The sequence below is a fragment of the Paenibacillus hodogayensis genome, assembly GCF_039536325.1.
In the GTDB taxonomy this organism is placed as follows: Bacteria; Bacillota; Bacilli; order Paenibacillales; family NBRC-103111; genus Paenibacillus_AB; species Paenibacillus_AB hodogayensis.
Genome location: NZ_BAAAYO010000006.1, coordinates 835,812 through 862,150, shown reverse-complemented (window position 1 = coordinate 862,150; position 26,339 = coordinate 835,812). Strand labels below are relative to the sequence as shown.

Below are 26,339 nucleotides of genomic sequence, written 5' to 3'. Positions count from 1 at the left end.
GAGATGCCGGCGTGAAGCCTACCTATAGTAAAATATACAAACTTGTTGGCGTCAAATCGCACGTCTGGACGCCGGAGCAACTGCCGTGCCAAGAGACGGCGATAACGCATTCCCTGTTCGTCGCCGCAGCGGGCAGCGGCGAAGCGTATGTAGACGGTCGCAAAAACAAGCTGGCTCCGGACACGATCCTGTTTCTGAACCCGGGCGCCGTGGTGGATATTCACCGCTTGCGCAGCAGCATATTCAAGGGAACGCTCTTGTCGTTCGAAATATGGGACGTGGAGGAGGCGCGCGACAACCGCCAGGTACTGGTCAAGGAATCGGGCGAGTTTATCCGGTCCGGAGAAGCGCTCGTCGAGCAGCCGGGCGACGTGTGCGCTTTGGCGGCGCAGCTGGCCGAAGCGTGGGAGCGAGGACGGGGGGAGCCGGATTTCCAGACGGACGCGCTGTTCCGCACGATTCTTCATCACTTGACGAGCCGGCTTCCGGAGACAGGTGACGGAGATCCCGAGCGGCGCATCCGCCAAGCGGTCGCTTACATACACGAGAACTACCGGCTCGACATTACCCGCGATTACTTGGCGCAAAGCTGCGGGTTGACTCCCGAATATTTCTCGGTTCTGTTCAAGAAGACGACAGGGCAGACGTTCGCCGATTATTTTGCCCAAGTGCGTGTCGCCAAGGCGAAGGAGCAACTGCTGCTGTCGAAGGCGACGCTCGATCAGATCGCCCCGGTCGTCGGCTATTCCGACGGCCTGTACCTGAGCCGCAAATTCAAGCAGGTCGTCGGCATGTCGCCGAGTTTGTACGTCAAGAAGCCGAAGACGATCGTCTGCCTGCAATATTTGGGCCATCTGTTCGCGCTGGGTCTGAAGCCTGCCGGAACGACGGCCAAGCAGCTTTCGGCTTTCGCCACGTCGTTGCGAGCTCAAGGCATACAGGATATCGGTTTTCCGGTTTCATTAACCAAAATCTCCGAGCTCGAACCGGACTTGATTCTGACCACGCGCACGAAGCACGAGCACTTTTCGCAGATTGCCACGACGGTTTCGCTTCCCTGGGGGCAATACGACACGCTGAAGGAGCTTGAATATTTGGGCGAACTGCTGGACCGGACAGACGGGGCGAAGGCGTGGATCGAACGGTTTGCGGACAAGGAGAGGAAGGCACGGCGAAATACGGCCGGCGCGGTCGGCCCCGGCGAGACGGTCGCTGCCTACGAAATCTGGGGGGACCGAATTTGGGCGGTCAACATCCGTTTCGGCCGCGGGACGCGGAATTTGTACGGCACGCTTGGCTATTCGCCGCCGATGCAGCTCGCCGAGCATGTGCTGGGCAAAGGCCCGGGCATGGCGATCCCGTTCCGCGAGCTGCCGCAATACGCTGCAGACCACATGTTCGTCAGCGTCTGGAACGAGCACGGCGGGGAGAAGCGGGCCCGCGAGATCATGAGCAGCGAGCTGTGGCAAGGGCTGGACGCGGTGCGGAAAGGGCGCGTCTATGAGGTGGACATCAACCGGTTCGCTTGGAACGACCCGCTTTCCCTGGAGCAGCAGTTGGATATCCAGACGCGGCTACTGACGCGAAAGCGCTAGTGCAAAGCCGGAGCTGGCTCTGCGAATTCGGGAAAGCACGCTGGAGCGGCAGCTCGATATTCAGGTGGCCATGCTGCTGGAACGGAACAAGAAATAAGCCGTTAGCGGACACGCGCAAAGAGCCGATCCTTCCCCGGATGCGGCTCTTTCTTTCTTGTCGCTTGTCAGCGCTCCAGCTTCGGGTAATAGGAATAGCCGGGATATTTGACCACCGGGTGCTTTTCCTTGCTGAGCGCGTCCGTGAAGTCGGCTCCCACGCGCAGGTTGCTCTCCACCAGCTCGTGCGGCGTCAGCGCCAGCCACTGGTTCAGCGAAACGTCCTCGAACCGGTTGCTTTTGAACATTTCCAGAAACCATAACGACTGCGTTCCCGTATTCTGAATGTAATGTCCAAACGCGAACGGCACATATCCGACGTCCCCGGCGCGATAATCGAACGTGCGGGCGCTTCCGTTGCCGGCGAACACGGTCATGCGCCCTTGCCCCGCGATGTAATACTGCCATTCGTCGTTGTTGGGGTGCCAGTGCATCTCCCGCATGCCGCCCGGCTCGATCTCCACCAGCGCGGCCGCGATCGTCTGGGAGATCGGAAAGTTGGTGGAATCGACGATGCGCACGCTGCCCCCCGGCAGCCGCATCGGCGGCTGGGCCAGCAGCTCGTGCTTGAACGTCAGCGGAATGGTGCCTTGAGGCGACTTCACCGCTTGGCTGGCCAACGGGCCGGGGACTTTGTCCTGATAAATGTATACTTGGCCGTTCGGAATGTCCGCGAACTGCTCCGGCGGCACCCCGAAATTGGCGGAGAGCACGTCTCTCGGCGTATGGGCGAACCAGTCGGAGAGCGACAGCGTATTCAGATCGGAGAAGGTGCCGTCGTCGAAGACGAGCAGAAACTCGCAGCCGCCCTCAAGCCCTTGGATCGAATGCGGAATACCAGGGGGGAAATACCACAGATCGCCCGGCCCGACGTCGGCGATAAAATTGCGCCCGTTCTGATCGACGGAAGTAATCCGGGCGTGCCCGAGCAGCATATACGACCATTCCGCCTGCTGGTGCCAGTGCAGCTCGCGCACCCCGCCGGGCGTCAGGCTCATGTTGACGCCCGCCATCGTCTTGGCGATCGGCAGCTCCCGCACCGTTACTTCCCGCGACCAGCCGCCATGGTTGAGCTGCATATGCGTATCCGAGAAAGAAAATTTCAGATTCGGCACAAGTCCCGCATCGGTGACGGGAGGGACGAACATATCCGGATTTTCCAGATCTCTCATGACGTCCCGCGGACCTTTGTCGACCGCTCCGGCCCCGTCGGCACGGATCGGCTGAGGCACCTCGGTTTTGGACGGGGACGGACGATGTGTAGGCTTCATGTGCACATGCTCCTCTTGTTCGGAATGAGGCCGGTAACGGCCAAAATGGTTCACATCCACCATTATGCCGGCGTTCCGTCATATATGCCGATCAATTGCCTACCGGGGAACAAAGCGCCCTTTTCCAAACCGTGCAGTCGTGATAGAATGGAGTTATTCTCCAAACTTAATTGCATAAAAAGAAAAATATTTCTATCACTTCATCAACGGGAGAGAAACCATGCGTAAAATCGTATATGTCCCCTTGGACGAAAGACCTTGCAATTACCGCTATCCGCTTCAGTTGGCTTCCATGACCGACCTGACTCTGGAAGTGCCGGATATGGCGCTGTTGGGCCGCAAGAAAACGCCGGCCGATACGGATGCCGTCCGGGAATGGCTGCTGGGCGCAGCCCCCGACGCGGACGCCCTGATCGTGTCGATCGATATGCTCGTTCACGGCGGCATTGTGCCGTCCCGGCTGCACCATACGAGCGAAGCGACGTGTACGGAGCGCCTCGACGTGCTGGCCCGGCTGAAGCAGAGCCATCCGCACCTGCGCATCTATGCGTTCAACCTCATTACCCGCGTGCCCGCCTATTCCAGCTCCGAGGAGGAGCCGGACTATTACGCGGATTACGGCAACGAGCTGTACACGTACGGCTGGTTGAACGACAAAGCCGAGCAGGAGACGCTCGACGACGCGGAGACGGCCCGGCTGGAAGCAGTGAAGGCGAAGATTCCGCAGGACGTACTGGCGGATTTCCTGAACCGGCGCCGGACGAATTCTTTTGTCAATGCGGAGACGATGAAGCTGGTCCAGAGCGGCGTGATCGATTTCCTGATCGTTCCGCTGGACGACAACTCCAAGTACGGCTTCAGCCCGATGGAGCAGCGCAAGCTGTCGCTGCTCGCCGAGGAGCTGGAGCTGGGCGACCGTATCCTGATCTACCCGGGCGCCGACGAGATCGGCTGCACGCTGTTCGCCCGGGCGTTCTGCGAGGCGAAGGGTTACGTGCCGAAGGCGTTCGTGCGCTATTCGTCCGTGCACGGGCCGTTCGTCGTGCCGAAATACGAGGACCGTTCGCTCGGGGAAAGCATCAAGTATCATCTGACGGCGGCGGGCGCGGTAGCACACGACAACTCTGCCGGAACCGACTTTATTCTGATGACGAATTCGCCGCCGGTCGGCCAGAAGGATATGGCCGAATGCTCGACCCCTTACGCGGAGCGCAATCGCGCGTATTTCTCGGAGACGAACCCGAAGGAGTTCGTGCAGGCGATCCGTCATTATATCCGCGAAGGGCATACGGTCGCGCTCGCCGACGTAGCCGTCAGCAACGGGGCGGATCTTCCGTTCATGAAGCTCGTCTCCGCCAGCGGACTTCTGCACGACATCGCCGCTTACGCAGCTTGGAACACGTCCGGCAATACGATGGGGACGGTCGTGTCTCACGCGATCATCGAATCGTACTATCGCGGCCGCGGGGACGATTCCGCGGAGCGGCTGAACCGCAGCCGGGCGTACTACTATTTCCGGCTGATCGAGGATTGGGGCTACCAGGCGATCGTACGCAAGGACGTCATCCATAACGAGCTGCCGAGGCTCGGAGCAAGCTACTACGAGCTGACCCACGTGCAGGACGACGTTTACGCGGTCATTTGCGGCAAGCTGGAGCAGTTTTTTGCCCAATATGTCCAGAAAGGTTGTCCGGGACGCGTCCGGATCGAGGACGTGCACCTGCCGTGGAGCCGCATGTTCGAGGTCGGCTTCGAGACGGTGCTGGAGGCCGGGCCGGACGGCGTGTAAGGCCATTCAACTATCCGGCCGCTCCCGGCGTCACCGTTTACAGCCCTCCCCGCATAGGGTATAAATAAGGAAGAATGACCCAACCGATCGATGCGGAGGGATGCGGATGAAACCGATCATTGCCATATCGGCCAATTACGAAGACGAGTACGCCGGTTTGAAGCACGCTTATGCCGACGCCGTTTTGCAGGCGGGCGGCATTCCCGTTATCGTGCCGTTCGGCCTCGGGGAAGCGGAGGTGCGCGGCCTGTGCGCCGTGACGAGCGGGCTCTTGCTGTCCGGCGGCCCCGACGTCGATCCGTCCTATTACGGGGAGGAGCCGCTGCCCGGACTCGGCCGGGTTACGCCGGAGCGAGATCGGCTGGAGCTGCTGCTCGTTCGCGAATATGCCGGCTGCGGCAAGCCGATCTTCGCCATATGCCGGGGGCAGCAGGTTTTGAACGTCGCTCTCGGCGGGAGCCTGTACCAGGACATTTATTCGCAGTGCCGCCCGCTCCAGCATAGCCAGAAGGCGCCGAGAAACCATCTGTCCCACCGGGTTCGGGCCCAAGGGGACAGCCGGGTGGCGACGATAGCGGGCGCGACCGAGTTCAAGGTGAACAGCTTTCACCACCAGTCCGTCAAGCAGCCGGCTCCGGACATGCGCATTACGGCCTCTGCGGAGGACGGCATCGTCGAAGCGATCGAGAGCACGGCGCACCCGTTCGTTATCGGGGTGCAGTGGCATCCCGAGGATACGGCTGCGAGCGACGACGTGTCGCGCAAGCTGTTCGAAGCGTTCGTAGCCGCCTGCCGTTGATTCCGGCGATAAGCATCTAGCAAAAGGTTGAAGACACAGAAGCGATTCCGTGTGACAAAGTATGGGTTCCAGAAGACGCCTTCGCAGGCCAAACCTGCGGAGGCGTTTTTTTTCGCGGAATGGCCCGTTCCGCGCGCATTCGTTGCAGTGCTTGACCCATGATGATGTTGACTGGCGCGCAGGGAGCGAAGGTCGTTGGAAGGAAGGCCGCTTTGTACGATATTTCACACAGGAAACGGTCTTTTCCAGGCAATGACGAGTGTTTTATATGAAATACCGTACAAATTTTGGCTTTTTGAATGCCGCGTCTTGCTTTTTGTACGATTGTTCGCACAACAGGCATGAATTCGAATTGCTTTGGAGACAACTTGTGTGAAAAATCGTACAATACTTCATAAGACGTTAGGGAACGAAGAGGCTCACAGGACCTTCACATCACGTCAAGTACTGATTTTGAGGTGAGCCACAAAAGGAAGGCCGAAATTTCAGTAAGTTTCATCTGAGGCCCCGCACTCCAACATACCGTTCACGTGCTACCAAAGTGGGACGGGACGTATGGAAGAAGCAATATTCACGATGAGGAGCCTGCTTATGCAGCTCGCTGTATCGCCGCAGTGCTGAGGTCGAATCGTCAAATCGGTCAACCACAACCATTTCCTCCATATAGCGGTTGCCGTTCATAGAATGAGCTTTCGTTGCCTCTAGAACCACCCATTCATTCGGAAACCGTTCCTGAATTTCTTCCCAACGCATCCCATCACCCCTACTTTTTATATTGTTTACATTGATATAACTCGTTTGATGGAAAGTCTCCGATCATCTCGACGGCCAAATCATGCTTATCATGAAAGGTGATCCGTTGGAGGGCAGGCTTTTATCTTGAAATGGATGAGGGATATTTGGATGAATTTTAGACGTTTGATCATTGTAATGACTTTTGTAATGCTAAATCTAGGTTGCTCAAACAAAGAGCCGGATTTTATGGGTTACGTCGTTAACCGTACCCCCGAGAAAGTTACAATTGTCGAGATAAGCGATAAAGAACCTCCAATGGTGTTGCTCCACCAAAGCTCGAAATTGAAAATCGGCGCCAAAGTTGAGGTCAGATTCAAAGAGAAGAATATGGACACAAGGTTTCCTTCTTCAACTCCCGCAGAAGTTAAAGAGATGAAAGAAAATGCAGAAGTAAAAAACATGCTTAAGCACCTTCTTTCGACTATCACCGAGAGAAATGGCCCTGACTCCTATACTTCGAGACCAAGTTGAGAGTTGGGTTATCCAAACTAAAGAGTATACTGGAAGTGAATGTATACCCAAATCGTATAAGGTATCGAAAAATGGACTTAAGATGGAGACCCTTGAATAGTCTACTCGATATAAAAAAGCAACGAGAGTCGAACTTGCTCGACGGCTCGTTGCCTTTTTTTGGAATAAAGTAAAGTTTACACTTAATACCAGTTGCCCGGCCCGTCCAGCTCACTACTGTTTGTATTACCCAATGCTTTTTCTAAGCTTTTTTGCTCTTGTTTAGCAAGAGTAATTGCGCTTTCATTTTTTTTCTGTTTTTTGTAACCACGCACAACGGGTTGTAATTCTGCAGACCATGTAAGAGTTTTCATATTAGACCTCCCAAAAGTTATGGAAATATATTACACTACTATTATAAAACTATTAAGGATAAAAATGAAAGGGGATATTTAATGACGCGAAAAGTTTTTTTAGGACTGACCGTATTTTTCGTGGTCATTCTCCAGATATGGTTCGTAACTTTGCAATATCGTTATCCATACTTGGGAATCGATTTAAACGTAAACCCTATAACCAATCAATGGGTCGTATCTAGTCTTGAAAATGAAACCAAAGGTCTGGATGCTCGAATTGGTGATATTGTCTACAAAGTAAATAATAAAGATCCCAATTCACATTTTTCCATTACAAAATGGAGAACGTTAGAGCAAGTAAACTCACTCGAATTAATTCGTGACGGAGACTTGATTGTCGTTGATTTAGAGTCCGTCAGTAATTCAGTACGGCATGATCTTCTTCCCATTATGGCTGAAGTTATCTGTTTTTTTGCGGCCATTTTACTGTTCACCAAAGTTAAAATGTCCAAATCGTCGCAATATTTATCCTTTCTCTTTTTCGTTATCGGAACAACATTTATGAGTTTGCCTGCTTCAATTCGAGGAGAAATAGCAGGCAAGTTATTATTGCAACTATCACTTTCTGCAATTCCTGTTGTATTTCTTCAATTTTTAGTTATTTTTTTCAGAGAGAAGAGCGATTTGCGGTTGAATCTGAAAGCTGTGCTTGTGATTCTTTATATTTCTATCATTCTTCAAAATATTTTGTGGCTATCTTGGGTAGGGAAACAACATATTAATTATGATTTGTATCGCATAACCGGACCACTTATTCTAGTCACATTTCTTATTGGAATGTTAATTGTTTTTGGTTTGTTGTTTTATATATATTTTCGATACCGGCAGGAGAAATCAAGTTTAGCTACAATTATACGTTCTGTCGTGACGTCAATGTTAGTTTCATTTCTGCCAGTAATCTTACTTTCTTTTTTGCCAAGCATTGTATTCGGCCACTATGCTGTTACTCCTTACGTAACCAGTTGGTTCGTACTCATTTTCCCGCTGGCGTTTGCTTATCTGATTATTACGAGGCAGATTTACGATATTCATATGGTGCTGCGCCGCGTATTGTTCACGCTCTTAATGGCGTCTTTGCCGAGCGCGATTGTCACAGCGCTATTCCTCGTGTTTACTTATGACCATTTCTCGGTGCGCAAAAGCATCCTGTTTTTTTCCGTTTGTGTGATTATCCTGACGTTTGTCCTGTATTCCGCCGAGCACCTATACACCCGGATGGAGCGGTTTATGTTTCCGCGCAAGCACGTGCTCCAAGCCGCCTTGAAGAAAGTTGCCAAAAATTTAACCTCTACTTCGAGCTTCCGCGATCTGAAAGATTTAATTCTCGTCGATATCGTCGATACGCTGCAGGTGTACGGGGGAGCAATCGTGTTCAAATACCGCGACAGCATGGAAACGATCAGCGAAGGGCATATCGATAAAGCCGAGGTGGAGGCACTCGTCAGCCGCCATATGCCGGAGGAGCACCCGGATCTGGTTTGTATCGAGATCAACCGGCACGAAGAATATACGAGCTATCTGATCATGACGCACAAGCGGGCGAATACCCGGCTCGTCCTGGAAGAAGTGCAGTGGCTGAATCTGATCGTCTCGTATTTGGCCGTGAGCTTGGAAAATGTATACCTGATCCGCAAGCTGACCGACCGGTTGAACGACATGGCGGCCCAGTCGCCGGATCAGGAGGAGTCGCGCCACCTGAACTGGTACCGCAAGCTGTCGTTCGAGCTGCAGGAGCGCGAGCGGATGCGGATCGCTGCGGATATGCACGACACGACGATGCAGGATTTGTTTCACCTCAAGCGCAAGCTGACCGCGCTCGGGGAGAAGTTCGAGCTGCCGCCCGAAGGACACAGCAGCATTCGCAGCCTCGTCGAATATGTGGAGATCATCAACGTCAACCTGCGGCAAAACTGCTTCGACCTTCATCCATATTTGCTTCAGGAAATCGGCTTTATCCAGACGGTCGAGCGGGTGATCGAGCGGGAATCGTACGCCTGTCCGTTCGAGATCGTCTTCGACGCTTCGCGGGCGTACGAGATCGAACGGCGCAGCCTGGAGACGAAGCGCCACCTGTTCCGGATCGTCCAGGAGCTGCTGAACAACGCGCGGAAGCATTCGGAAGCGTCCGTCGTCAGATTCAAACTGGCGGTGGCGAAGGGCAGCTTCTATCTGGACTATACGGACGACGGCGTGGGCTTTGAACCGAACGAGTTCAAACCGGCGGATATCCGCAAATCGGGCGTCGGCATGGAGCAGTTGCGGAGCCGTATACTTTATTTGCAAGGCCATCTGGAGCTGGATACGCATAAAGGCGCTGGCGTGCAGATGCGCATTACGTTTCCTTTGAAGGAAGGCGCGACCGCGTGACGGTGCATTAGTCCGGTTGAACCGAATACGAAAGGATCGTGAATGGCTATTATGTTCATCGAAAAATACGGACATTTGGACTTGGGCGAAAGAATAGCGGCCGGCGAAAACTTCGTTCCTTTTCCTCGAGCAGACGACAGAGCCGCATGGGAAGGCTAGCTTGCCGGTTCGCGCTCGTAATGGATTTCCCAAGGGGAAGCGCGATTAGCGTTTGAGTGGCCGTCCTTGAAAGCGGAGCATTTCCTCCACGTGAAGCGGACCGGCGAGTTTATCGGTTATCTTCATCCGTATTGGGAGAGGCGCAGTCTCCTCGGAACGTTCGTTTTGGCGGAATGCGCGGAAGGCCGGGGGGCGGTTTATGAACCAGATTCTGAACGGCATCCAATGCATATGCGAAGAGACGTCCTGGATGCCGCCGCACATGAACAGCTATTTAACCAGAATCAATAAAGCGGAGTATATGCCAGATGCCGCCGATCATGAGGTAGAGCTTTTTTCGAGCGAGACCGCCGTTCTGCTCGTATGGACGTTTTATTTGCTGAAGCGTCCTCTGGATGCAATCAGCACCCGAATCGGCCGGCGTATCCAGAAAGAAGTAACCGACCGGCTGCTGGCGCCATACTTGGAACGGGACGATTACTGGTGGATGGGCTTTACGGGCAGTCGGGTCAACAACTGGACTCCTTGGTGCAACGGCAACGTATTGATGGCTTTGCTGGTGTTTGATGGGGATGCGCAGGTTCGGAGCAAGGCAATTCGCAAAATGATGCGGAGTCTGGACGTGTTCATCGACACGTATCCGGAAGACGGCTGCTGCGACGAAGGGCCGATGTACTGGGGCCGTTCCGGGGCTTCTCTTTACGATTGTCTGGAACTGCTCCACGCGGCATCCGGCGGGACGATCGATTTGTTCGCCGAGAAAAAGATTCGGGATATCGGGCGTTATTTGGGCAGCGTACATATTCATGAAAACTACTACGTGAATTTTGCCGACGGCGATGCGATCGTGCATGCCGATCCGGATGCGGTGTACGGCTATGGCAAAGCGATAGGGGATCACGCGCTGACGCGATTGGGAGCCAGCATCCGGGCCAAACGGCAAGGCTTCGTCGATTGGTTTCCGCTCTACCGGCATATCCGCGATCTGTTTCAGGAGGAAGAGAGATTGTCGTTCGGGGGCAAGCCTCCTTATGTTCGCGATGCCTGGATGCACGCCTCTCAGGTCATGACGGCGAGGGAGCGCGAAGGCAGCGAGCAGGGGCTGTTTCTGGCTGCAAAGGGCGGCCATAACCTCGAGTCCCATAACCACAACAATGTGGGTAATTTTACCGTATACGCCGACGGCTTGCCGGTGTTTATCGATCTCGGCACGGAGGAATACGTGGCCAAGACATTCAGTCCGCAGCGGTTCGAGCTCTGGTACTTGCAATCCGCCTACCATAATGTACCGACGATCCGCGGCGTTATGCAGCGTGACGGCAGCATGTACCGGGCGAAAGACGCGCATTACGCGAAGAATGCGAACCGCTCGGAGTTGTCCATGGATATCGCCGAGGCATATCCGGGGGAGGCCGGGATCGCGACGTGGCGGTGCAGCTTCGGTCTGACGCGTGGCGAAGAAGCCGAAGTAACGATGGCCGACGAGTTCCGGCTAACCGAACTGGCAGCCGATCTGTATTTCAGTTTCCTGACGCCCCACCTCCCGATGGAAACGTCAGAAGGTGTCTTCGAATTGGAATATGCCGAAGGTAGGCGGGTTGCGGTCGCTTACGACGGCGGCATGTTCCGGATGCGTACCGAGCGAATCGCGATTACCGACAGTCGTCTTCGCGGAAATTGGGGAGAGATCGTGTTCCGGATCGTACTGGAAGCCAAGGACAAGCTGCAGCAAGCGGCACACATGCTCCGCATTCGTATCGTCGTCGACCCGCCAAAACTTCATTCTCCGCACTTCCCGGCATCCCCATAACGCTCATCGTTCCCCATCGTAGCTGGCGCTCTTCGAGCGATGGTTTACGAAAAAATTCAGCATGGCGCTTTCTAGCCTCCCTATTTTCATATATTATATAGAATATACTCATCAGAGAGAAAGCTTACACTCCATAGGGAAAGGGAGTCTCGTCATGCCGAAGTCGTGGCTGAACCGTCTGTTCTGGTCCTTTTTTCCGATCGTATTCGTGATCTCCTTAACCTTGCTGTCCATGTCTTACATGACCTTGAACGAAATGTCCAAGCAATCCGCCAAAAAAGCGAACGAAGTGCTCTCGCACGGTATGATCCAGATGATCGATGCGTGCTTGCAGCAGGCTCGACCTTGCTGATGTGTGCGTCGTCACGGGGACGGGTCGCGCGATCAGCGGCGTTACCGCCACGGCGACAAGCGGCTCGGACGTGCTGACCGCGGTCGCGAACGTTACGGAGCTGATTCCGGGCGACTGCATTATGGCGGCGGGGACGTCGGGATTCAAGCGCATTTTGTCCATTTCCGGCACGACGGTCAAGGTGGACTCGAACTACGACGCATCGGCTGCTGGAGCGGCGGTCGCGAATCGCCCGTTCCAGTTCCTGGCCTTCGGGCAGAACGGATACCGCACGGCGGCAGGCAGTCCGTCCGGCGCGGCGGTTCCGCTGTTCGTCGGCGAGGAGCTGCTGGATACGACAAACAAAGCGTGGTACAAATCGACCGGCGCCAGCAACGCCGATTGGGTAAAGACGGGAGTGTAAGCCATGACGAAAAGCTATACATTTGCGGTGGCCGGAGCGCAGAGCGGCCATATTGACGGATGCGTCGGCGATCTGCTTGCCGACGGGCACCGGTGCAAGGGCATATTCGAGGATGACCGCCGCGCGGCGCAAACGTTCGCGGAAAAATGGAAAGTGCCGTCGCTTGCATCGCTTGACGAAGCGTTCGCGCCCGAAGTCGATTTTATCGTCTCGGCTGCTCGCAACGATCTTAAAATCGATCTGATCGAACGGTGCGAAGCGGCCGGCATCGGCATTATGCTGGATAAGCCTGCCGTAACGGGTCGGGAAGGGCTGGAACGGCTGCGCGCGGTCGTCGAACGGAGCGGCATCGCCATAGGGCTGCTGCTGTCGGAGCGGTACCGCGCGGTCATCCGGGAGGCGAAGCGGCGGATCGTCGACGGCGAGCTCGGCGAGCTGGTCAGCCTGTCGCTGCGAAAGCCGCACCGGCTGTCGCCGGAGGCGCGCCAGGATTGGTTTTATGCGAAGGACCAGAACGGCGGTATTCTGCTGGATCTGTTCATACATGATTTCGACCTGCTCCGTTTTCTGACGGGGCAGGAGCTGGTGTCGCTGCACAGCCGCAAGGCGAAGCGGATTATGCCGGAGCGCGCGGAGTTTTACGACACGGCCTCCGTTCAGGCGGTGCTTGAAGAAGGGATTATCGCCCAGCTTTACACGGATTGGCACGCGCCCCGCACATGCTGGTCCTACGGCGACTGCCGGATTTTCATCATCGGCACGAACGGGAGCATGGAGCTTCGCTTGACGGGCGATCCGCTTCTCGAGGAGGCGGGCAACGAGCTGCTGCTGCTCGCCACTTCGGAACGCGGACTGCATCGCGCGGAAATTCGGGCGGAGCGCATGTCGATGGCGCGGGATTTCGTGAATCGGCTGGAAGGCGGACCATCCTTGCTGACCAATATGGACATATACTTGGCGAGCCGCGCCTCGGTGGAAGCTGATGAGCAGGCTGTCGTCTACAACCGGTTTCAAACTGACGATACGGAGTGAATCACATATGGAGAAATCATTACTGACCGATAAAATCCGTTTTGCCGTGCTCGGCTGCGGAGGCGTATCCAAAGCTCATTTCATGGGCATTACGGCTACGAAGGAAGAGGAGCTCGTCGTCGTCTGCGACGCCGTGCCCGCCAGAGCGGAGGAATTCGGGCAACTATACAAGGTCAGAGCCTATAGCGATTACGACGAGCTGCTGGCCCAGCCGGACGTCGACGTGATCTGCGTATGCACCCCGAGCGGCATGCATCCGGAGCAGGCGATCCGGGCGGCGGAAGCGGGCAAGCACGTCATCTGCGAGAAGCCGGTGGCGATCCGCGTCGAGGACGCGCACCGGATGAATGAAGCGTTCCGGCGGAACAACGTCAAGCTGGCCGCGATATTGCCCCGGCACATGTCCCCGGCCGCGCAGTTCGTCAAAGGGCTGATCGAGCAGGGCAAGCTTGGCAAGCTGAGCCATTGCTCCGGATATTCGCTGTTTTACCGGGATCAAAGCTACTATGACACTGGCGCGGCACCTGGGAATACGACGGCGGCGGCTCGATGATGAATCAGGGTATTCATACGGTCGATCTGCTGCAATGGCTGGTCGGCCCGTGCAATCGTTGTTCGGCTACGCGAAGGCGACGCTGTGGAACATCGAGGTGGAGGATGCGGCGATCGCTACTCTGCAATTCCGCAACGGGGCAGTCGGGGTCATCGAGGCGACGACTACGGCTTATCAGGTGCCGGATCGGCATGTCATCACGATTTATGCCGAGAAGGGGACGGTTACGCTGACAGGCGACGCAATTACCGACTTTAATCTTGCCGATAAGTCTATCGAGCTTCCCGAGTTCGGACCGTTCTTTATTTCCGACGGCCACGAGGCGCAAATCCGCGATATGGTATACGCCATTCGGGAGGGAAGGGACCCTGGTATCCCGGGAGAAGAGACGGTGCATGCGCTGGAGATCATTTTGGGCACATACGAGTCGTCCCGGCTGGGCCAACAAATTGTTTTCGATCAACCTGACGCCGCCGCCAACCGATAAGGCATTACCCCTGCGGTTAAAGCCTAGTTAACAAGCAACCCCCGGAAAGCTTTCGCTCCCGGGGGTTGTTGGCATGGCGCCGGCAAAGGAGTCTTCGATTCGGTAAAAGCGATATCAGCCGACCAACTGCTCCGTCCCCGTCTCGTGGGAAAGATAGGCGGCGTCTACGGCGGCGGCGACCGATTGGCCGTACGCGCCCGAGGTGACCGTGCCGCCTAGGCCCGCGATAGCTTGCAGCATGTCGCTCCATTGGGCGGCGAAAGGCTCAAGGTGCTCGGCCAGCTTGACCTGCTCGTAAGCCCGGTCGTTTCCTCCGATCCACAGCGAGTTTTGTCCGCCCATTTTGAGCTGCCCTCCGGTGAACAATAGCTCGGTCTCGTTGACCGATACGTTATGGTAGCCGCACAGCGATATGACGGCCGGAACGCCCGAGGCGGTTTGCACATACATTAGACCGCTTCCGTCGACATCGCCGCGCTCGCCGAAATACGTCAGGTCGGCTTTTACCTTCGTCACCGCGCTGCCGGTCAGCCACTGGACCTTGTCGAGCGAGTGACTGCCGATATTGCGGACAATGCCGCCGCCGGAGCGGGAGCGGTCCAGGAACCAGGCCGGCCGCTCGGCGGAGAAGTAAAAGTGGTGCCTCTTGTCATTAATCATGATGAGCTTGCCAAGTTGCCCCGATTCGACGATCTGTCTGGCGCGAATCACCGATGGAAAGTAATGCTGCATATGGCCGACGGCGATCACGACGCCGCACCTTTCGGCGGCAGCGTTGATGTCGGCGCATTCTGCGGCGTTCATCGCCATCGGTTTTTCCAGCAAGACGTGGCAGCCTTGCTCGGCGCACCAGATCGCCGCTTCCTTGTGCAGGAAATGGGGAAGCGTGATGACGACGATGTCGGGGCGCTCGGTCAGCACCATGCGGCGATAATCGTCGTAGGGCGTCACCCCGTAGTCGGCTGCAAGCGCCCCCGCGCGGGCGGCAACGATATCCGCCAGTGCGGTCAGGCTCGTGTTCTCGTTCTCATGGAGTGCCTTCATATGGGCCTTGGCGATAATGCCGGCTCCGATGACAGCGGCTTTGTAAGTGCGCATGGTTCTCTCCCTCTCTATTCTGATGCGCTTTTCCGGCTTATGGAGCCGTAACCCGAAGCTCGTCGAACGGAACGTAATAGCCGGTCGCGGCTTCATTTTTTTCCCATAGGGTGACGATCCGGATCGTATGCGGTCCGGCCGGCAGCAGGCCGGTATCGAATACTTCTTGCTTGTAAATAATCGTCGTCGGGTTGTAGAAGTCTACGGTTGCTTTGTATACGCCGTCCACATAGACGGCGCCTTTGCCGCGCAGCGGGCGCTTGTCGCCGACAAGCTTCGCCCGGGTGCCATAGAACGGAATTTCGGCGGACGATCCGCCCTGGAAGCCCAGCACCAGACTGCCTCCCGCGTATAGCGGAGACAAATAGGTGCGCCAATCTCCCTTATACAGCACAAGCGGGTCGTTGTCGTCGATGTTTGCGGCCTGCGCGAGCGGATTGATGACTGCAATCGGTCCGGAGCCCAGGGATACGTCCCCGCGGCTGTCCACGGCGTAAAGACGGTACCAGCCCAGCGGCAGGCTGGTCGTATCGATATGTCCGGCGGCTCCTGCGGTGATGGAGACTGTTCTGCCTCCGGCGGCCGCCGCGGCTTCGATTGCTGCCCTGTTGTCCGCAGTAGCCTCGGGCACCAGATGCAGCGCGCCGCTCTTCGGGCTAGTCGCCGCAACCGTCTGTCCGACCGCAACCGCGCCTGCCGTCGTATCGGTCAATGCGTACCGGTTCTTGAACACGAGCAGGGAATCGAACGAAACGTTTATTCCGCTTGAGGCAGCCTGCTTTTCGCCGGTCACTTCGATGCGAATCACATGGACGCCTTCGCTGAGCGGGCCGGTATCGAACAGCTCTTGGCGGTATTTGATCGTCGGGCTGTAAAAGTCGACCGTCGTCTTGAACACGCCGTCGACGTAAATATTGCCTTTACCGCGGGCGGTATGCAGATCGGCAACGATTTTGGCCGATGATCCGTAGAACGGAATGTCCGCATAGTCGCCTTTCACGCGGCCGAGCATCATCGTGCCTCCGGAGTAACTGGCCGACTCCAGCTTCAGCCATGTGCCGGAATACCGGATCAGCGAATACGTATCCTGTATGACGGTCATATCGCCAGGGACGAGGACGATCGGCGAACCGGTGGACACACCCGTCTGGTTTATGGCATACAGCGTATAATAGCCGGGCGCCAGTCCTGAGGTTGACAGCTCAACCGGAACTTGAGCCGTCGCCGCAGCCTTTACGCCGTAGACGGCCCCCGATACCGGTGTTGCCGCAAGCTCGATTGCCTGGGCCTGGCGCGGCGTTCCGGAAGGGACGAGATAAATATGTCCGTCGCTGGAGCTGGTCGCGTGAACAGGGTCGCCGGCTACAGCCCCGTTCGGGGTTATGTTCGTCAGCACCGGCGGCAACCGCCCGGTCAACGATAACGCTATGTTTGCCGTTTGCCCCTGCGTCACATAGACGGCTTGCGAGACATTAAGCGCGTAGCCTGGAGCGCTGACGGTTACCCGCTGTCTGCCCTCCGGCACGCCGGCGAGCGTAAACCGGCCCGAGTTGTCGGTGAGGGCAGAAGGCGTGCCGTAGCCGGTCGGATGAACCGCGGCCCCGACAACCGGTTCGCCCTCGGCGTATACGGAACCGGTTACGGTACCCGTCCTCAGGTTGCCGGGATTTCCCGTAAGCTCCGAGGCGCGCTCGATGTTACCGATCTCGAACGTATGCGCCCCGGTCCACTGCTTCGAGGGGAAGAACATCTGCTCCGAGCTGCCGTCCGCGCGTATCTCGAAGCCGGGGTCATGCTCGGCGAGCACGATAGCGGTACGTCCCGGGCTCGAGACGATATCCCTGATCAGGAACCCTTGCTTGCTGCCGTCCGGATGCTTCACCAGCACATAGCGGCCGATCGCATCGCGGGACACCGGGATATCCGTGACGATCGCGTCGTACGCGTCGCCCTTCGCCCGGCGCAGCGTATCCGTTACGGTGCCTGCCGCCGCGCCCGCTCCGACAAGCTCGGTGTCGCCTTTTTTCAGCAGCGTGCCGCCGTACAGCGTCAAGTCGCGAACGGCGCCGTCCTTGAGCCGGATCAGTCCCATCTGGCCACGCATCGTCACGTCACCGACCTGTATCGGCTGCTCGGGATGACGCGGATTGCTCAGCAAAATATCGATCGTGTCGCCGTAGGCGATCCGCACGGCGACAGCTCCTTCCGGAGCTTGCTCCGGCACCAGCCGGTCAATGGCCTCAATGCGCGGCTGCTCCCCGGTGAAAGGCTCCATGAGGGTGACGAAGGAGCTTTCCAAATTCGTGCCGTCCCGGCGCAGGACCAGCTTCGGCATATCGTATTTGTCCACTTCGTCGTTGTTGTCCATCGCTCTGCCCTGCACGCGTATAGCCCGAAGCGAAGGCGAGCGGCCCAAATACAGCTCGTTCGTACCCGGCTCAAGCAGACCGGTTATGTTCATTTTCATTTTCTCCGCGCCTTCGGCATAGGTGACGAGCGAGACGTTGTACCGGTCGTCCTGAAGCTGTGCCTGCTTCACGTCGCGGACATAAATATAGCCGGGATAATGCCCTTCCGCGCTGCCGCTGTCGTTGTTGTTCGTCGGCTCGACCACGACCGTTCCCGGAGGCACCAAATAAGGCCCGTAATCGGTCAATGGCAAGGACGTAAGGAATGCGGCATCCCGGTTCGCGTCGCCCTGCAGCGTATATTCATGCCGGCTGCCGCCGGATACCCGGAACAGGTCCAGCACGTAGCCTTGTTCGGCGGTTCCGCCCGGGAAGGGCACGAACCACGGCTCGCGGCTGTATTCCGACGTTTCCGGATAAGCTCCTTCGTAATCGGCACGCATGGCCTGGAACGCGCCGCCGTTCGCGACGAATGACTGGATGCTGCCACCGTCCTTCGACGACTCGCCGAAGGGCATATTTTTGCCATTCACGACGACTGTATTGTGTCCCATCGTCGACAAGGAGAAATACCGGTATTTCGAACTATGCGTGTAGCCGAGATCGGGAAGCAGCTCCTGGCCGCCCGCGAACAGACTCAAATTGAGCGGGTCAAAATGCACATGGCCGTATTTCGGCTGGAAGCCCATGTACAGCATAGTCTGGCCCGTTCCTTGTCCGCCGGACAACCGACCGATGCCGGCCGACGGCAGCAGCAGCGGCCCCTCGTCCGTTTTGGGTTGACTCGGCCTCTCGGCAGCCCACGTGTCCATGACGGGCAGCACTTTGCCGTCCGGGTAGACGAGCCGGTTGGCGGCATCGAGCGCGCGGTTGATGATCGGGAACTGCTGGGCCATATCGAGATTGTCGAAATGCATGCCCGTGCGCGGAGAGACGTACCCGGCCGGGTCGCTCCAGCCTTTCAGCAGATTAAGCGCCGATTGAAGCCCGCTGACCGTCTGAATATGGTAGGAGGGCGTTACTTCCTGCCAGAAGCCGTCGGACAAATACATACGGGCCGTGAACGCTTCAATCGATTCGACCGCGCGGTGAATGTAGTCCGGCTCGCCGAGCGCTTTGCCCAGGGCGATCAGGCCAATCCACGGCTGCAACGACATGTTGCTGTACCGGTTTACGTGCGTCAGCACCAAATCCGCCGACGGAATGAACATCTCCTGCACGATTTTGCGTTCGACATCCTCGCCGAGCGAGGCGCTGAGCAGATCGAAGGCATTCGTTTTCTTCACTTCCGTATAGGCGTCCATCAGCGGGCGCAGCTGGGGAAGATCGTTGTACCACCAGCGATCCCATACGCCGCCCCAATAGGCGTACGGCGGCCCGGATGCCTTGTTCGCCGAGTAATTGATTAAAGTGCTGCCGCCGATCCGGTCGACGGTCGGGTTGTAGGAGCCGTAAGCTTCCGCGAACCGGAGAAGCAGGCGCGCCGCGCCGAGCGGATCGGTTTTCGCGATGGATGCCGTCTGTGTGAGGGCGCGTTGCTTTTGCAAATACCACATTTGGCCGGTTATAAAATATTTTGTACCGTCCCCGGCTTCATAGTAGGGAATTTCGACGGTTTCGCCTTTGCCGTTCAGTACGGTCAGCCGCTCGTTCTCGGGGAAGAGGGCGTTCGGATAGACGGTGCCGGTACGAGCCGCGGTCATACTGTGTCCGTCCGCAGAGAGCTGGTACAGCGACTGCGGATACAGCTCCGGCATTTCCGGCAGGCCGACGAAGATGAAGCCCGGCTGCGGCGGAATCAGCGTCAACGCATTGCTGACCGCCGTCGAAGGTTCCGACCACGTCACGTTTCGGACGGAACCGGAAGGGCCGGGCGCCGTATAGGCTGCCAAGCTCGCCTCGATGGCGTGCTCGCGATCGAAGGACAGCAGCGCCACCTTCGTCTGGCCGGCCCCCGATGGAGAGAAGGCGACCGCCAACTGGTAGACGCCATCCTTGGCGGCTGCGGGATGCTGGAAATCGATGGCGGCCGTCGCGCCGTTCAGGGCAAACGCGTCTATCGCCAGCGTCTGCCAGTCGCCGCCGGGCGCCTTCCAGAACAGCCGCGTATCCGCGCTCGTTAAGCCGGCAGCAGGCGTGGAAATGGTCAGTCGTTTGCCGGTAAAGCCGGTATAAGCCAGCTCGGCAAGCGCCGGCCGCCATTCGGCTGCGCCGCCCGGAAGCGAGGCAAACCGTGCGGGGACTGCCGAGAAAAACAGGCTGCCTAGCCGCTGCTGCCCGATCACATCGCCGACAACCCGGCCATCGGGTCCTCCGGCATGCCAATGGTTCACATTGCGGACCGGGACCCATGAATCGAGCGGGGCGACGTACAGATTGGGAAGGTGAATCACGTTGATGCCCCATTCCGTTCCGGACGTCACGCCTGCCGGGGCAATTTCCGAAAGGGGAATGGCCGCCTCCACGCGCAGCTTGGCCGTATCCTGCGATGTGGCGTAGCGGGCATTCGCAATGTTCCGGCGCCCGATATCCGCCGTGGTGTTGATGTCGTTCATATCCGGATTCCAAACCGTCTGCAGCGACGGCGGCTGCGCCGTGGCGAGCGGAATGCGCAAGGCGTAGAACGCTGCCTTTTCGTCCGCGGGGCGAATGACGATTTCAATCTGCGCGAGCATATCCGCGGCCGGCCGGTCGAGACTTCCTGCGATGTAGAGCGACGAGCCGTCGTAGGCCAGCTTGTATTCGGCATGGTGCGTCGCCGCCTCTTCATAGAAGGCGGTGCCGAAGCCGTTCAGGACGGCGGCCGTCTGCCAGATGTTCTCGCTCGTCGTTCCGTCGATAACCGGAGCGTCCGCTTGATCGATGAGCGGCGCTACCGCCCATTTGTCCGGATAATGCCGCATTGGTTCCAGGAGCACGTTGTTATCTCCTCCTTCGGCGGCTTGTATAGGGGTGGCAGGGATTCCTGCCGAGAAAAGCATCAGCAGGGAGAGCGTGCAGGCGATCGTGACTTTCCCGTTCTTGTATCGTATACCCATTGAGAAATCCTCCTCATCTCGGGACAATACGGTCATGTTTCATTCTCAGTTGGCTGAATCGTTCGTTATCGTTATTTCAGCAGTTCCGCGAGCTTCAAGTCGAGCTTCTCGCCCGCTTCGCGGAGAGCCGAATTGGTGTCCTTCGTGCCGAGCACGACGTTCTGGTAAGCTTCGAAAAACGCCGTATGTCCAGGGCCTTGTCCCTTCACGATCTCGACCTTCGTCAGCGCGGACGGGGCGAACTTCTCCGGCAGCAGCGCCTTGACGTTCTTGCCTTTAAGTAAAGGGACGTCCTGGCCGAATTGGGCCATGCCCGCCGTGCGGTCTTTCAAAATCGGCAGCATGCCTTTTTTGGACAGATGGTTCTGGAATTCCTCCGACGTCATGTAAGCGATTACATCAAAGGCGTCATTTTTATGCTTGCTCGTCTTTGTTACGTAAAAGTAAGTCGGATACGATTGCGGTCCTACGCCCGGCTTGTCGGCGAGCTGCGGATAAGAGGCGATATCCCAGTCGAACTGATCCTTGAGCGTGGACAGCGACAGGACGACGAAGTGCAGCAGCATGGCGGCCGACTGATCCTGGAAAAACATTTTTTGCTGCGCGGCCAGACTCCACGTCTGCGCGTTCAGCCCGTTGCCGGGAATTTGCGCCACGCTCGTCAAGAGCTCGAACGGCTTCTTAAACGCGTCGGTGTTAAATACCGATTTTTTCGTGGCTGCGTCGAGGTATTGCACCGAATACTGGTTGAGCACGATGTTGGCCGACGATGACATCACCAGACCTTTGTAATCGACGCCGCCCTCGGAACGCGACAGCCGCTTCGCCATGTCCTTCACTTGGTCCCACGTGTTCCCGTCCTTCGGATATTCGACACCGAACTTGTCGAACAAGTTTTTGTTGTAGAACAAGCCGAGCGTATTCGTGAAGACCGGAAGGCCGTACATGCCGCCGCTGGCAAATCCTTTCTGCAGCTCCACAGCAGACGGCTCCAGCTTTGTCAGGTCGTATTTCGAGTTCTTGATCATCTCGGAAATATCGTACTGGTAATCGTACGTCGTCAGCGTATCCGCTTGGCCGATCGACATGAACATCACGTCGATCGTCTGGCCCGCAGCGACGACATCCGCGACCTTGTTGCTGCCGGCCGGAAGATGCTTGACCGTGATATGCGGGAATTTTTTCTGGATCAGGGAGCCGAACGTATCCATAAACGTGGCGTCATAGTCGGCAACCTGCGAGTAAAATACAAGCTCGACCGGTTCCTTTTTGACCTCGGCCGTTGCGCCGGGCTGGCCTCCGGCGTCCTTGCCCGCATCTTTTGTTCCGCCGCAAGCGGTTGTCGCCAGCAAAATGGCGCAAGCTGCGGGTATCATTATTTTTTTCATGGAATAACCCCCTAATTGATCTGTTCGTTTCTGTCCGTGGAGAGCAGATGGCCGAGCCGGTCGCACAGTTCGTCTTCATCCAGCAAATCGGCCCAATACGCTTTCAACTCGCCCTCCATCTTGCGTATGGCGTCGTGCGAAACGTTTAAGGCTTCGTGCGGCCGGAAGGAGGACATAATTTCCCGGAACATCATGTAGCGGGACGGACGGCGGCCGTTCGCTTCGTTCTTGTCCTCTGCATGCTCGTTCATGTGTAGCGTCCCGAGAGTCGGGATGCTTAGCGTCGTCCGGCTGATGAGCTGTTGCGCTTGCTCCGAGACGAGATAGTCGACAAGCATAAGCGTTTCTTCCTTGTGCGCGGACTCCCGGCTGATTCCGATGCCGAGCGAGATAAGGAGCGTCCGCATTTCGTCAAGCCGGGGTATCGGAGACACGTCGAATTCGATGTCCGATTCCTTCCAGCCGTTCATCCCCATATAGCTGCTCAGTGTCATCGACACTTTGCCCTCGAGAAACATCCGGTCGATATCGTCATGATTTTCCGACAAATACATGGGAAACGCCTTGCGGTTATGGATGATCCGCTTGCACATCTTCATCCCTTCAAGCAGCTTTGTGCCGTAAAGGCTGCGGAGCCGTCCGCCGTCCCATTCGAACCGTTCGCCGCTTTGCAGCAAAAATACGGGCCAGCGGTTTTTCGAAGGCACATGGAAGCAGAAGCCGTACCGTCCTTTACCGTCGGTCAACTGTTCTGCGGCCCGCATCAGATCGTCCCACGTCCAGCTGCCGTCCGGCTCGAGCATACCATTCTCGCGGAAGTGCGCTTTGTTATAGCAGAGCACGATCGGCGAGAAAATAAGCGGCTGCATATAAAGCAGTCCCTCGTACCTGAACATGTCGGTTGCCTGCGCGTACAAACCGGGCTTCTCGATCAGCGGTTCCAGTCGTTCGTGGTCACGATTCTCGGCGATATCCTGGAATTGATAATTTTCCAGCAATACCGCGTCGGCTGGCAGGGTGCGGTCGTCGGTCCCGAAACCGGGAGAGCCTTGGGTCGGCACGGCTTCCACGGAGATCCACGGATATAGTCGATGAAAGCCGTCCAGCAGTCGCGTAAGCTGCAGGTTGCGAAAGGGTGCGAAATTGCAAAGAAGCTTCAACTTAACCGGCGGCCGTGCGGCCGTCACGCGATTGCCGACGCGAGGGATCTTCTCGATCCAGCCTTCGCTGACCAATTGCTCCAAACCGGCACGAATGGAATTGTTGCTCATGCCGAATCGCTCCGCCAGCGCTTTCTCCGGCGGCAGGTAGTCGTTAGGGAGCAGCTGTCCGTCGAGAATTTCGTTCCGCAGCGCGCTAACCATCTGTTCCAACTGCATATGAAATTGTTCTTTTGTCGGTCGTCTTCTCATGATCGTTCTCCCAGCTGACAAGCGTCGTTTCTTTCCATTTTATCATATTACGCCGATTGCATGGCCAATCTCCCCCTTCTGTATCCGCTTGCACTCATTGATTCATAAATTAGCATTAAATAATGAATCAAATCAAGCGAGTTCCACCGAATAGATGCTTATTTTTATGTTAAAGGAGAGTTTATAGGATGTCAATTTTAATTTAATGAATCAATTAATAATTTTTTATAATTTTATAAATCACAATCGATTTTGAAAGTTCAAACCGACAGACAGTTGCAATCGTCCATGCGCATGAGCCGGCAGTGGGCCTTTGGAATAGGGACCGGATGTTTCCCGAACGGACGAGGCACTCCTCTGCTGGCGCCCAATTCGGCGCTCCCGACTTCCTTATTTCTGGAAAATGCCGTTTTGTCGAAAAATAGGCGAGATTCGGGAAAAAATGCAGCATTTCGTGTAGTTTTGTGTATTTTTTTGTCGAATTATTGGTGACAGAATTAGTTCATGAGACTTATAATGAATTTGTTCATAATTTTTCCTTTTCACCAAACAGAAGATTGGGAGTGATGCGAAGCATGAAATGGTTTTTGAATTTGAAGACGTCGGTGAAGTTGATTTCCGCGTTTGTGACAGTCGCTTTCATATTGGCGGCTGTCGGGATTTATTCCATCTCCAACTTGAGCATGCTGAACGGCAACGTGAAGGAGGTGTACACGAACAACCTCGTCTCGGTGCGGGATTTGTCCGCGGCCTCGATCAGCTATCAGCAGGCCCGGGTGGCCATACGCGACATGAGCACAAGCTCGGACAAGGCGGCGAAAGACAGGCTGAACGAGGAGATTGGTACGTACCAGGAAGAGATCGCGAGTAGAATAAACTCCTATCGTCAAGTGGCCGTTTTGAAAGAAGAACTGGATGAACTCAAGCTGTTCGACACGGCTTATGCCAATTACACCAAGATTATGGACCAGGGTCGTCAGCTGACGTATCAAGTCGATGCCGCCGAGTTCAGGGAATTTCAGGACAGCCAGTTGACGCCGGTCGGGACGAAAGTACGGGAAAGCCTCGGCAGGCTGATCGATCTCAACGTCAAAATAGCGGAGAGTACGTACAAACAATCGGGCGAAGCCTATGCGTCCTCCCGGAATATTACGATCGCGGTTATTGTCGCCGCTTTTGTGATCAGCATTTTGCTTGGTTACTACATAGCCGGTACGATTGCCAAGCCGCTGGCGGGCATTGTCGCTCTGGTGAGCAAGGTGGCGCAGGGCGATTTGCGGGAGCAAGCCGATGTCCGGACGAATGACGAGGTCGGACAGTTGTCCCGTTCGGTGAACGATATGATCCATAACTTACAGCAGTTGATCGGGGGCGTCATCCAGTCGTCGCAGAGCGTGGCGGCCGCCTCGGAAGAAATATCCGCAAGCACCGAAGAAATTGCCGGCAGCAGCACGAATCAGGCTCAAGCCGCGCAGCATATTACGGACCTGTTTAACGAATTGTCGACTGCGATCGATTCCGTGGCAGCAGGCGCCGAGCAAGCCGCAGAGCTATCGTCGGAGACGGTCAGGACGGCAAACCAAGGGGGCAAAGTAATAGAAGAATCCGTTGCCGGCATGCAGGCCGTCAACGACAAGATGGCGAAGCTGGAAGAGGATTCCCAGAAGATCGGGGATATTATCGAGGTTATCGACGATATCGCCGACCAGACGAATCTGCTGGCGCTGAATGCCGCCATCGAAGCGGCGCGCGCCGGCGATCAGGGAAGGGGCTTTGCCGTTGTGGCCGACGAGGTCCGCAAGCTGGCGGAGCGCAGCAGCGAAGCGACGAAGCAGATTTCCGCCATTATTAAGGTGATGCAGGAGAATACGAAGCAAAGCGTTGTTGCCGTTATGGAGAGCGTGAAGGAGTCGTCTCGCACCGGGGAGGCGTTCCAGAGGATCGTCTCCATGGTCGACGCCTCCTCGAACAAGGTGAACGAGATTGCCGCCGCATGCGAACAGCAGTCGGCGCAAGCTTCGGAAGTGATGACGGCCGTCCAGTCGATCGCCGCGACTAGCGAAGAAGCGGCGGCGGCGTCCGAAGAGACGGCGGCGACCTGCCAGTCTCTGGCGCAGCTGGCCGACGAACTGAACGTATCGGTCGCGAAATTCCGGATCGGCTAATACTAGGACACGGATGTGAGATTATGACCTCTCAACTGGAGCAATATATCGAATTTGGCATCGGACTTGAAAACTATGCGGTGAAAATCGGGGACGTGCACGAAATTATCAAGCTGCAGACGATTACCGACATCCCGCATTCCCGGCGGTACGTCAAGGGCGTCATCAATCTGCGCGGCAAGGTGGTGCCGGTGATCGCCCTGCGCGATCTGTTCGGCCTGCCCGACGAAGCTTACACGAAAAGCACGCGTATCGTCGTCGTAAAGCACCGCGAGGAATCGGTGGGCATCATCGTCGACCGGGTGAACAAAGTGACCTCGTATACGGACATTCAGCCGCCTCCCGAGCAGGCGGGGAACATAAGCGGCTCGTATTTCCTCGGCATCGGCCTCAAGGAGCAGCAGCTGGTCGGCATATTAAAACTGGACGAAGTGCTTCTTCGCGAGTAAGAACAGG

General features: G+C 56.6%; 18 protein-coding genes and 1 pseudogene. 13 read left to right on the top strand and 6 right to left on the bottom strand.

The features are described 5' to 3' along the window. The first annotated feature begins 11 nt into the window (after positions 1 to 11). Positions 12 to 1,595 (top strand): helix-turn-helix domain-containing protein, encoded by a 1,584-nt coding sequence (locus ABD796_RS14950; protein WP_344908901.1) that lies wholly within the window; start codon positions 12 to 14, stop codon positions 1,593 to 1,595. Positions 1,596 to 1,759: 164 nt separating this feature from the next. On the opposite strand, the gene ABD796_RS14945 is transcribed toward ABD796_RS14950, so the two are convergent. Further along, positions 1,760 to 2,962, bottom strand: a complete 1,203-nt coding sequence (locus ABD796_RS14945) for an oxalate decarboxylase family bicupin (protein ID WP_344908900.1) — start codon at positions 2,960 to 2,962, stop codon at positions 1,760 to 1,762. Between the two features lie 220 nt (positions 2,963 to 3,182). Here ABD796_RS14945 and ABD796_RS14940 point away from each other — a divergent pair, with 220 nt between their 5' ends. From ABD796_RS14940 to ABD796_RS14930, 3 genes are all read left to right on the top strand, one after another. After that, positions 3,183 to 4,751: a DUF4127 family protein gene (locus ABD796_RS14940; protein ID WP_344908899.1), complete on the top strand. Its 1,569-nt coding sequence runs from the start codon at positions 3,183 to 3,185 to the stop codon at positions 4,749 to 4,751. Positions 4,752 to 4,857: 106 nt separating this feature from the next. Further along, a complete protein-coding gene (locus ABD796_RS14935) occupies positions 4,858 to 5,550 on the top strand; it encodes a gamma-glutamyl-gamma-aminobutyrate hydrolase family protein (protein ID WP_344908898.1) in 693 nt (230 codons plus the stop codon). Positions 5,551 to 6,453: 903 nt separating this feature from the next. Continuing rightward, on the top strand, positions 6,454 to 6,816 hold the full coding sequence (locus tag ABD796_RS14930) for a hypothetical protein (protein WP_344908897.1): 363 nt from the start codon (positions 6,454 to 6,456) through the stop codon (positions 6,814 to 6,816). 182 nt (positions 6,817 to 6,998) lie between these two features. Here ABD796_RS14930 and ABD796_RS14925 read toward each other — a convergent pair whose 3' ends face one another. Then, positions 6,999 to 7,169 carry a hypothetical protein gene (locus ABD796_RS14925; RefSeq protein WP_344908896.1) on the bottom strand — a complete coding sequence of 57 codons (171 nt, stop codon included), beginning with the start codon at positions 7,167 to 7,169 and terminating at the stop codon, positions 6,999 to 7,001. 954 nt (positions 7,170 to 8,123) lie between these two features. Between ABD796_RS14925 and ABD796_RS14920 the strand changes: the two genes are divergently transcribed. The 7 genes and pseudogenes from ABD796_RS14920 to ABD796_RS14890 all read left to right on the top strand — a co-directional run bounded on the left by ABD796_RS14920 (position 8,124) and on the right by ABD796_RS14890 (position 14,374). Then, the gene (locus tag ABD796_RS14920) at positions 8,124 to 9,578 is read left to right on the top strand and encodes a sensor histidine kinase (protein ID WP_344908895.1); all 1,455 of its coding nucleotides are present in this window, start codon (positions 8,124 to 8,126) and stop codon (positions 9,576 to 9,578) included. 358 nt (positions 9,579 to 9,936) lie between these two features. Then, entirely contained in the window at positions 9,937 to 11,547 is a 1,611-nt protein-coding gene (locus tag ABD796_RS14915; protein WP_344908894.1) for a heparinase II/III domain-containing protein, read from the top strand. 154 nt (positions 11,548 to 11,701) lie between these two features. Beyond that, positions 11,702 to 11,899 (top strand): hypothetical protein, encoded by a 198-nt coding sequence (locus tag ABD796_RS14910; RefSeq protein ID WP_344908893.1) that lies wholly within the window; start codon positions 11,702 to 11,704, stop codon positions 11,897 to 11,899. Further along, entirely contained in the window at positions 11,868 to 12,302 is a 435-nt protein-coding gene (locus ABD796_RS14905; protein WP_344908892.1) for a hypothetical protein, read from the top strand. The genes ABD796_RS14910 and ABD796_RS14905 overlap by 32 nt, the downstream gene beginning before the upstream one ends. Before the next feature lie 3 nt (positions 12,303 to 12,305). Continuing rightward, positions 12,306 to 13,334, top strand: a complete 1,029-nt coding sequence (locus ABD796_RS14900; protein WP_344908891.1) for a Gfo/Idh/MocA family protein — start codon at positions 12,306 to 12,308, stop codon at positions 13,332 to 13,334. Positions 13,335 to 13,341: 7 nt separating this feature from the next. Next, the gene (locus tag ABD796_RS14895; protein ID WP_344908890.1) at positions 13,342 to 13,887 is read left to right on the top strand and encodes a Gfo/Idh/MocA family protein; all 546 of its coding nucleotides are present in this window, start codon (positions 13,342 to 13,344) and stop codon (positions 13,885 to 13,887) included. Further along, a pseudogene (locus tag ABD796_RS14890) lies at positions 13,884 to 14,374 on the top strand (Gfo/Idh/MocA family protein). Before ABD796_RS14895 ends, ABD796_RS14890 begins: the two are co-directional and overlap by 4 nt. Positions 14,375 to 14,488: 114 nt before the next feature. On the opposite strand, the gene ABD796_RS14885 reads toward ABD796_RS14890, so the two are convergent. The 4 genes from ABD796_RS14885 to ABD796_RS14870 form a co-directional block, all read right to left on the bottom strand. Further along, on the bottom strand, positions 14,489 to 15,472 hold the full coding sequence (locus ABD796_RS14885) for a Gfo/Idh/MocA family protein (protein ID WP_344908888.1): 984 nt from the start codon (positions 15,470 to 15,472) through the stop codon (positions 14,489 to 14,491). A 37-nt stretch (positions 15,473 to 15,509) separates the two neighbouring features. Then, a complete protein-coding gene (locus ABD796_RS14880) occupies positions 15,510 to 20,918 on the bottom strand; it encodes a carboxypeptidase regulatory-like domain-containing protein (protein WP_344908887.1) in 5,409 nt (1,802 codons plus the stop codon). A 71-nt stretch (positions 20,919 to 20,989) separates the two neighbouring features. Further along, a complete protein-coding gene (locus tag ABD796_RS14875; RefSeq protein ID WP_344908886.1) occupies positions 20,990 to 22,306 on the bottom strand; it encodes an ABC transporter substrate-binding protein in 1,317 nt (438 codons plus the stop codon). Between the two features lie 11 nt (positions 22,307 to 22,317). Then, positions 22,318 to 23,718 carry an extracellular solute-binding protein gene (locus ABD796_RS14870; protein ID WP_344908885.1) on the bottom strand — a complete coding sequence of 467 codons (1,401 nt, stop codon included), beginning with the start codon at positions 23,716 to 23,718 and terminating at the stop codon, positions 22,318 to 22,320. A gap of 575 nt (positions 23,719 to 24,293) precedes the next feature. On the opposite strand from ABD796_RS14870, the gene ABD796_RS14865 reads away from it, so the two are divergent. Together ABD796_RS14865 and ABD796_RS14860 are read left to right on the top strand one after the other, a co-directional pair. Next, complete coding sequence (locus ABD796_RS14865) at positions 24,294 to 25,883, top strand: methyl-accepting chemotaxis protein (RefSeq protein WP_344908884.1); 1,590 nt, start codon at positions 24,294 to 24,296, stop codon at positions 25,881 to 25,883. 23 nt (positions 25,884 to 25,906) lie between these two features. Next, complete coding sequence (locus tag ABD796_RS14860) at positions 25,907 to 26,332, top strand: chemotaxis protein CheW (protein WP_344908883.1); 426 nt, start codon at positions 25,907 to 25,909, stop codon at positions 26,330 to 26,332. Positions 26,333 to 26,339: the final 7 nt, after the last annotated feature.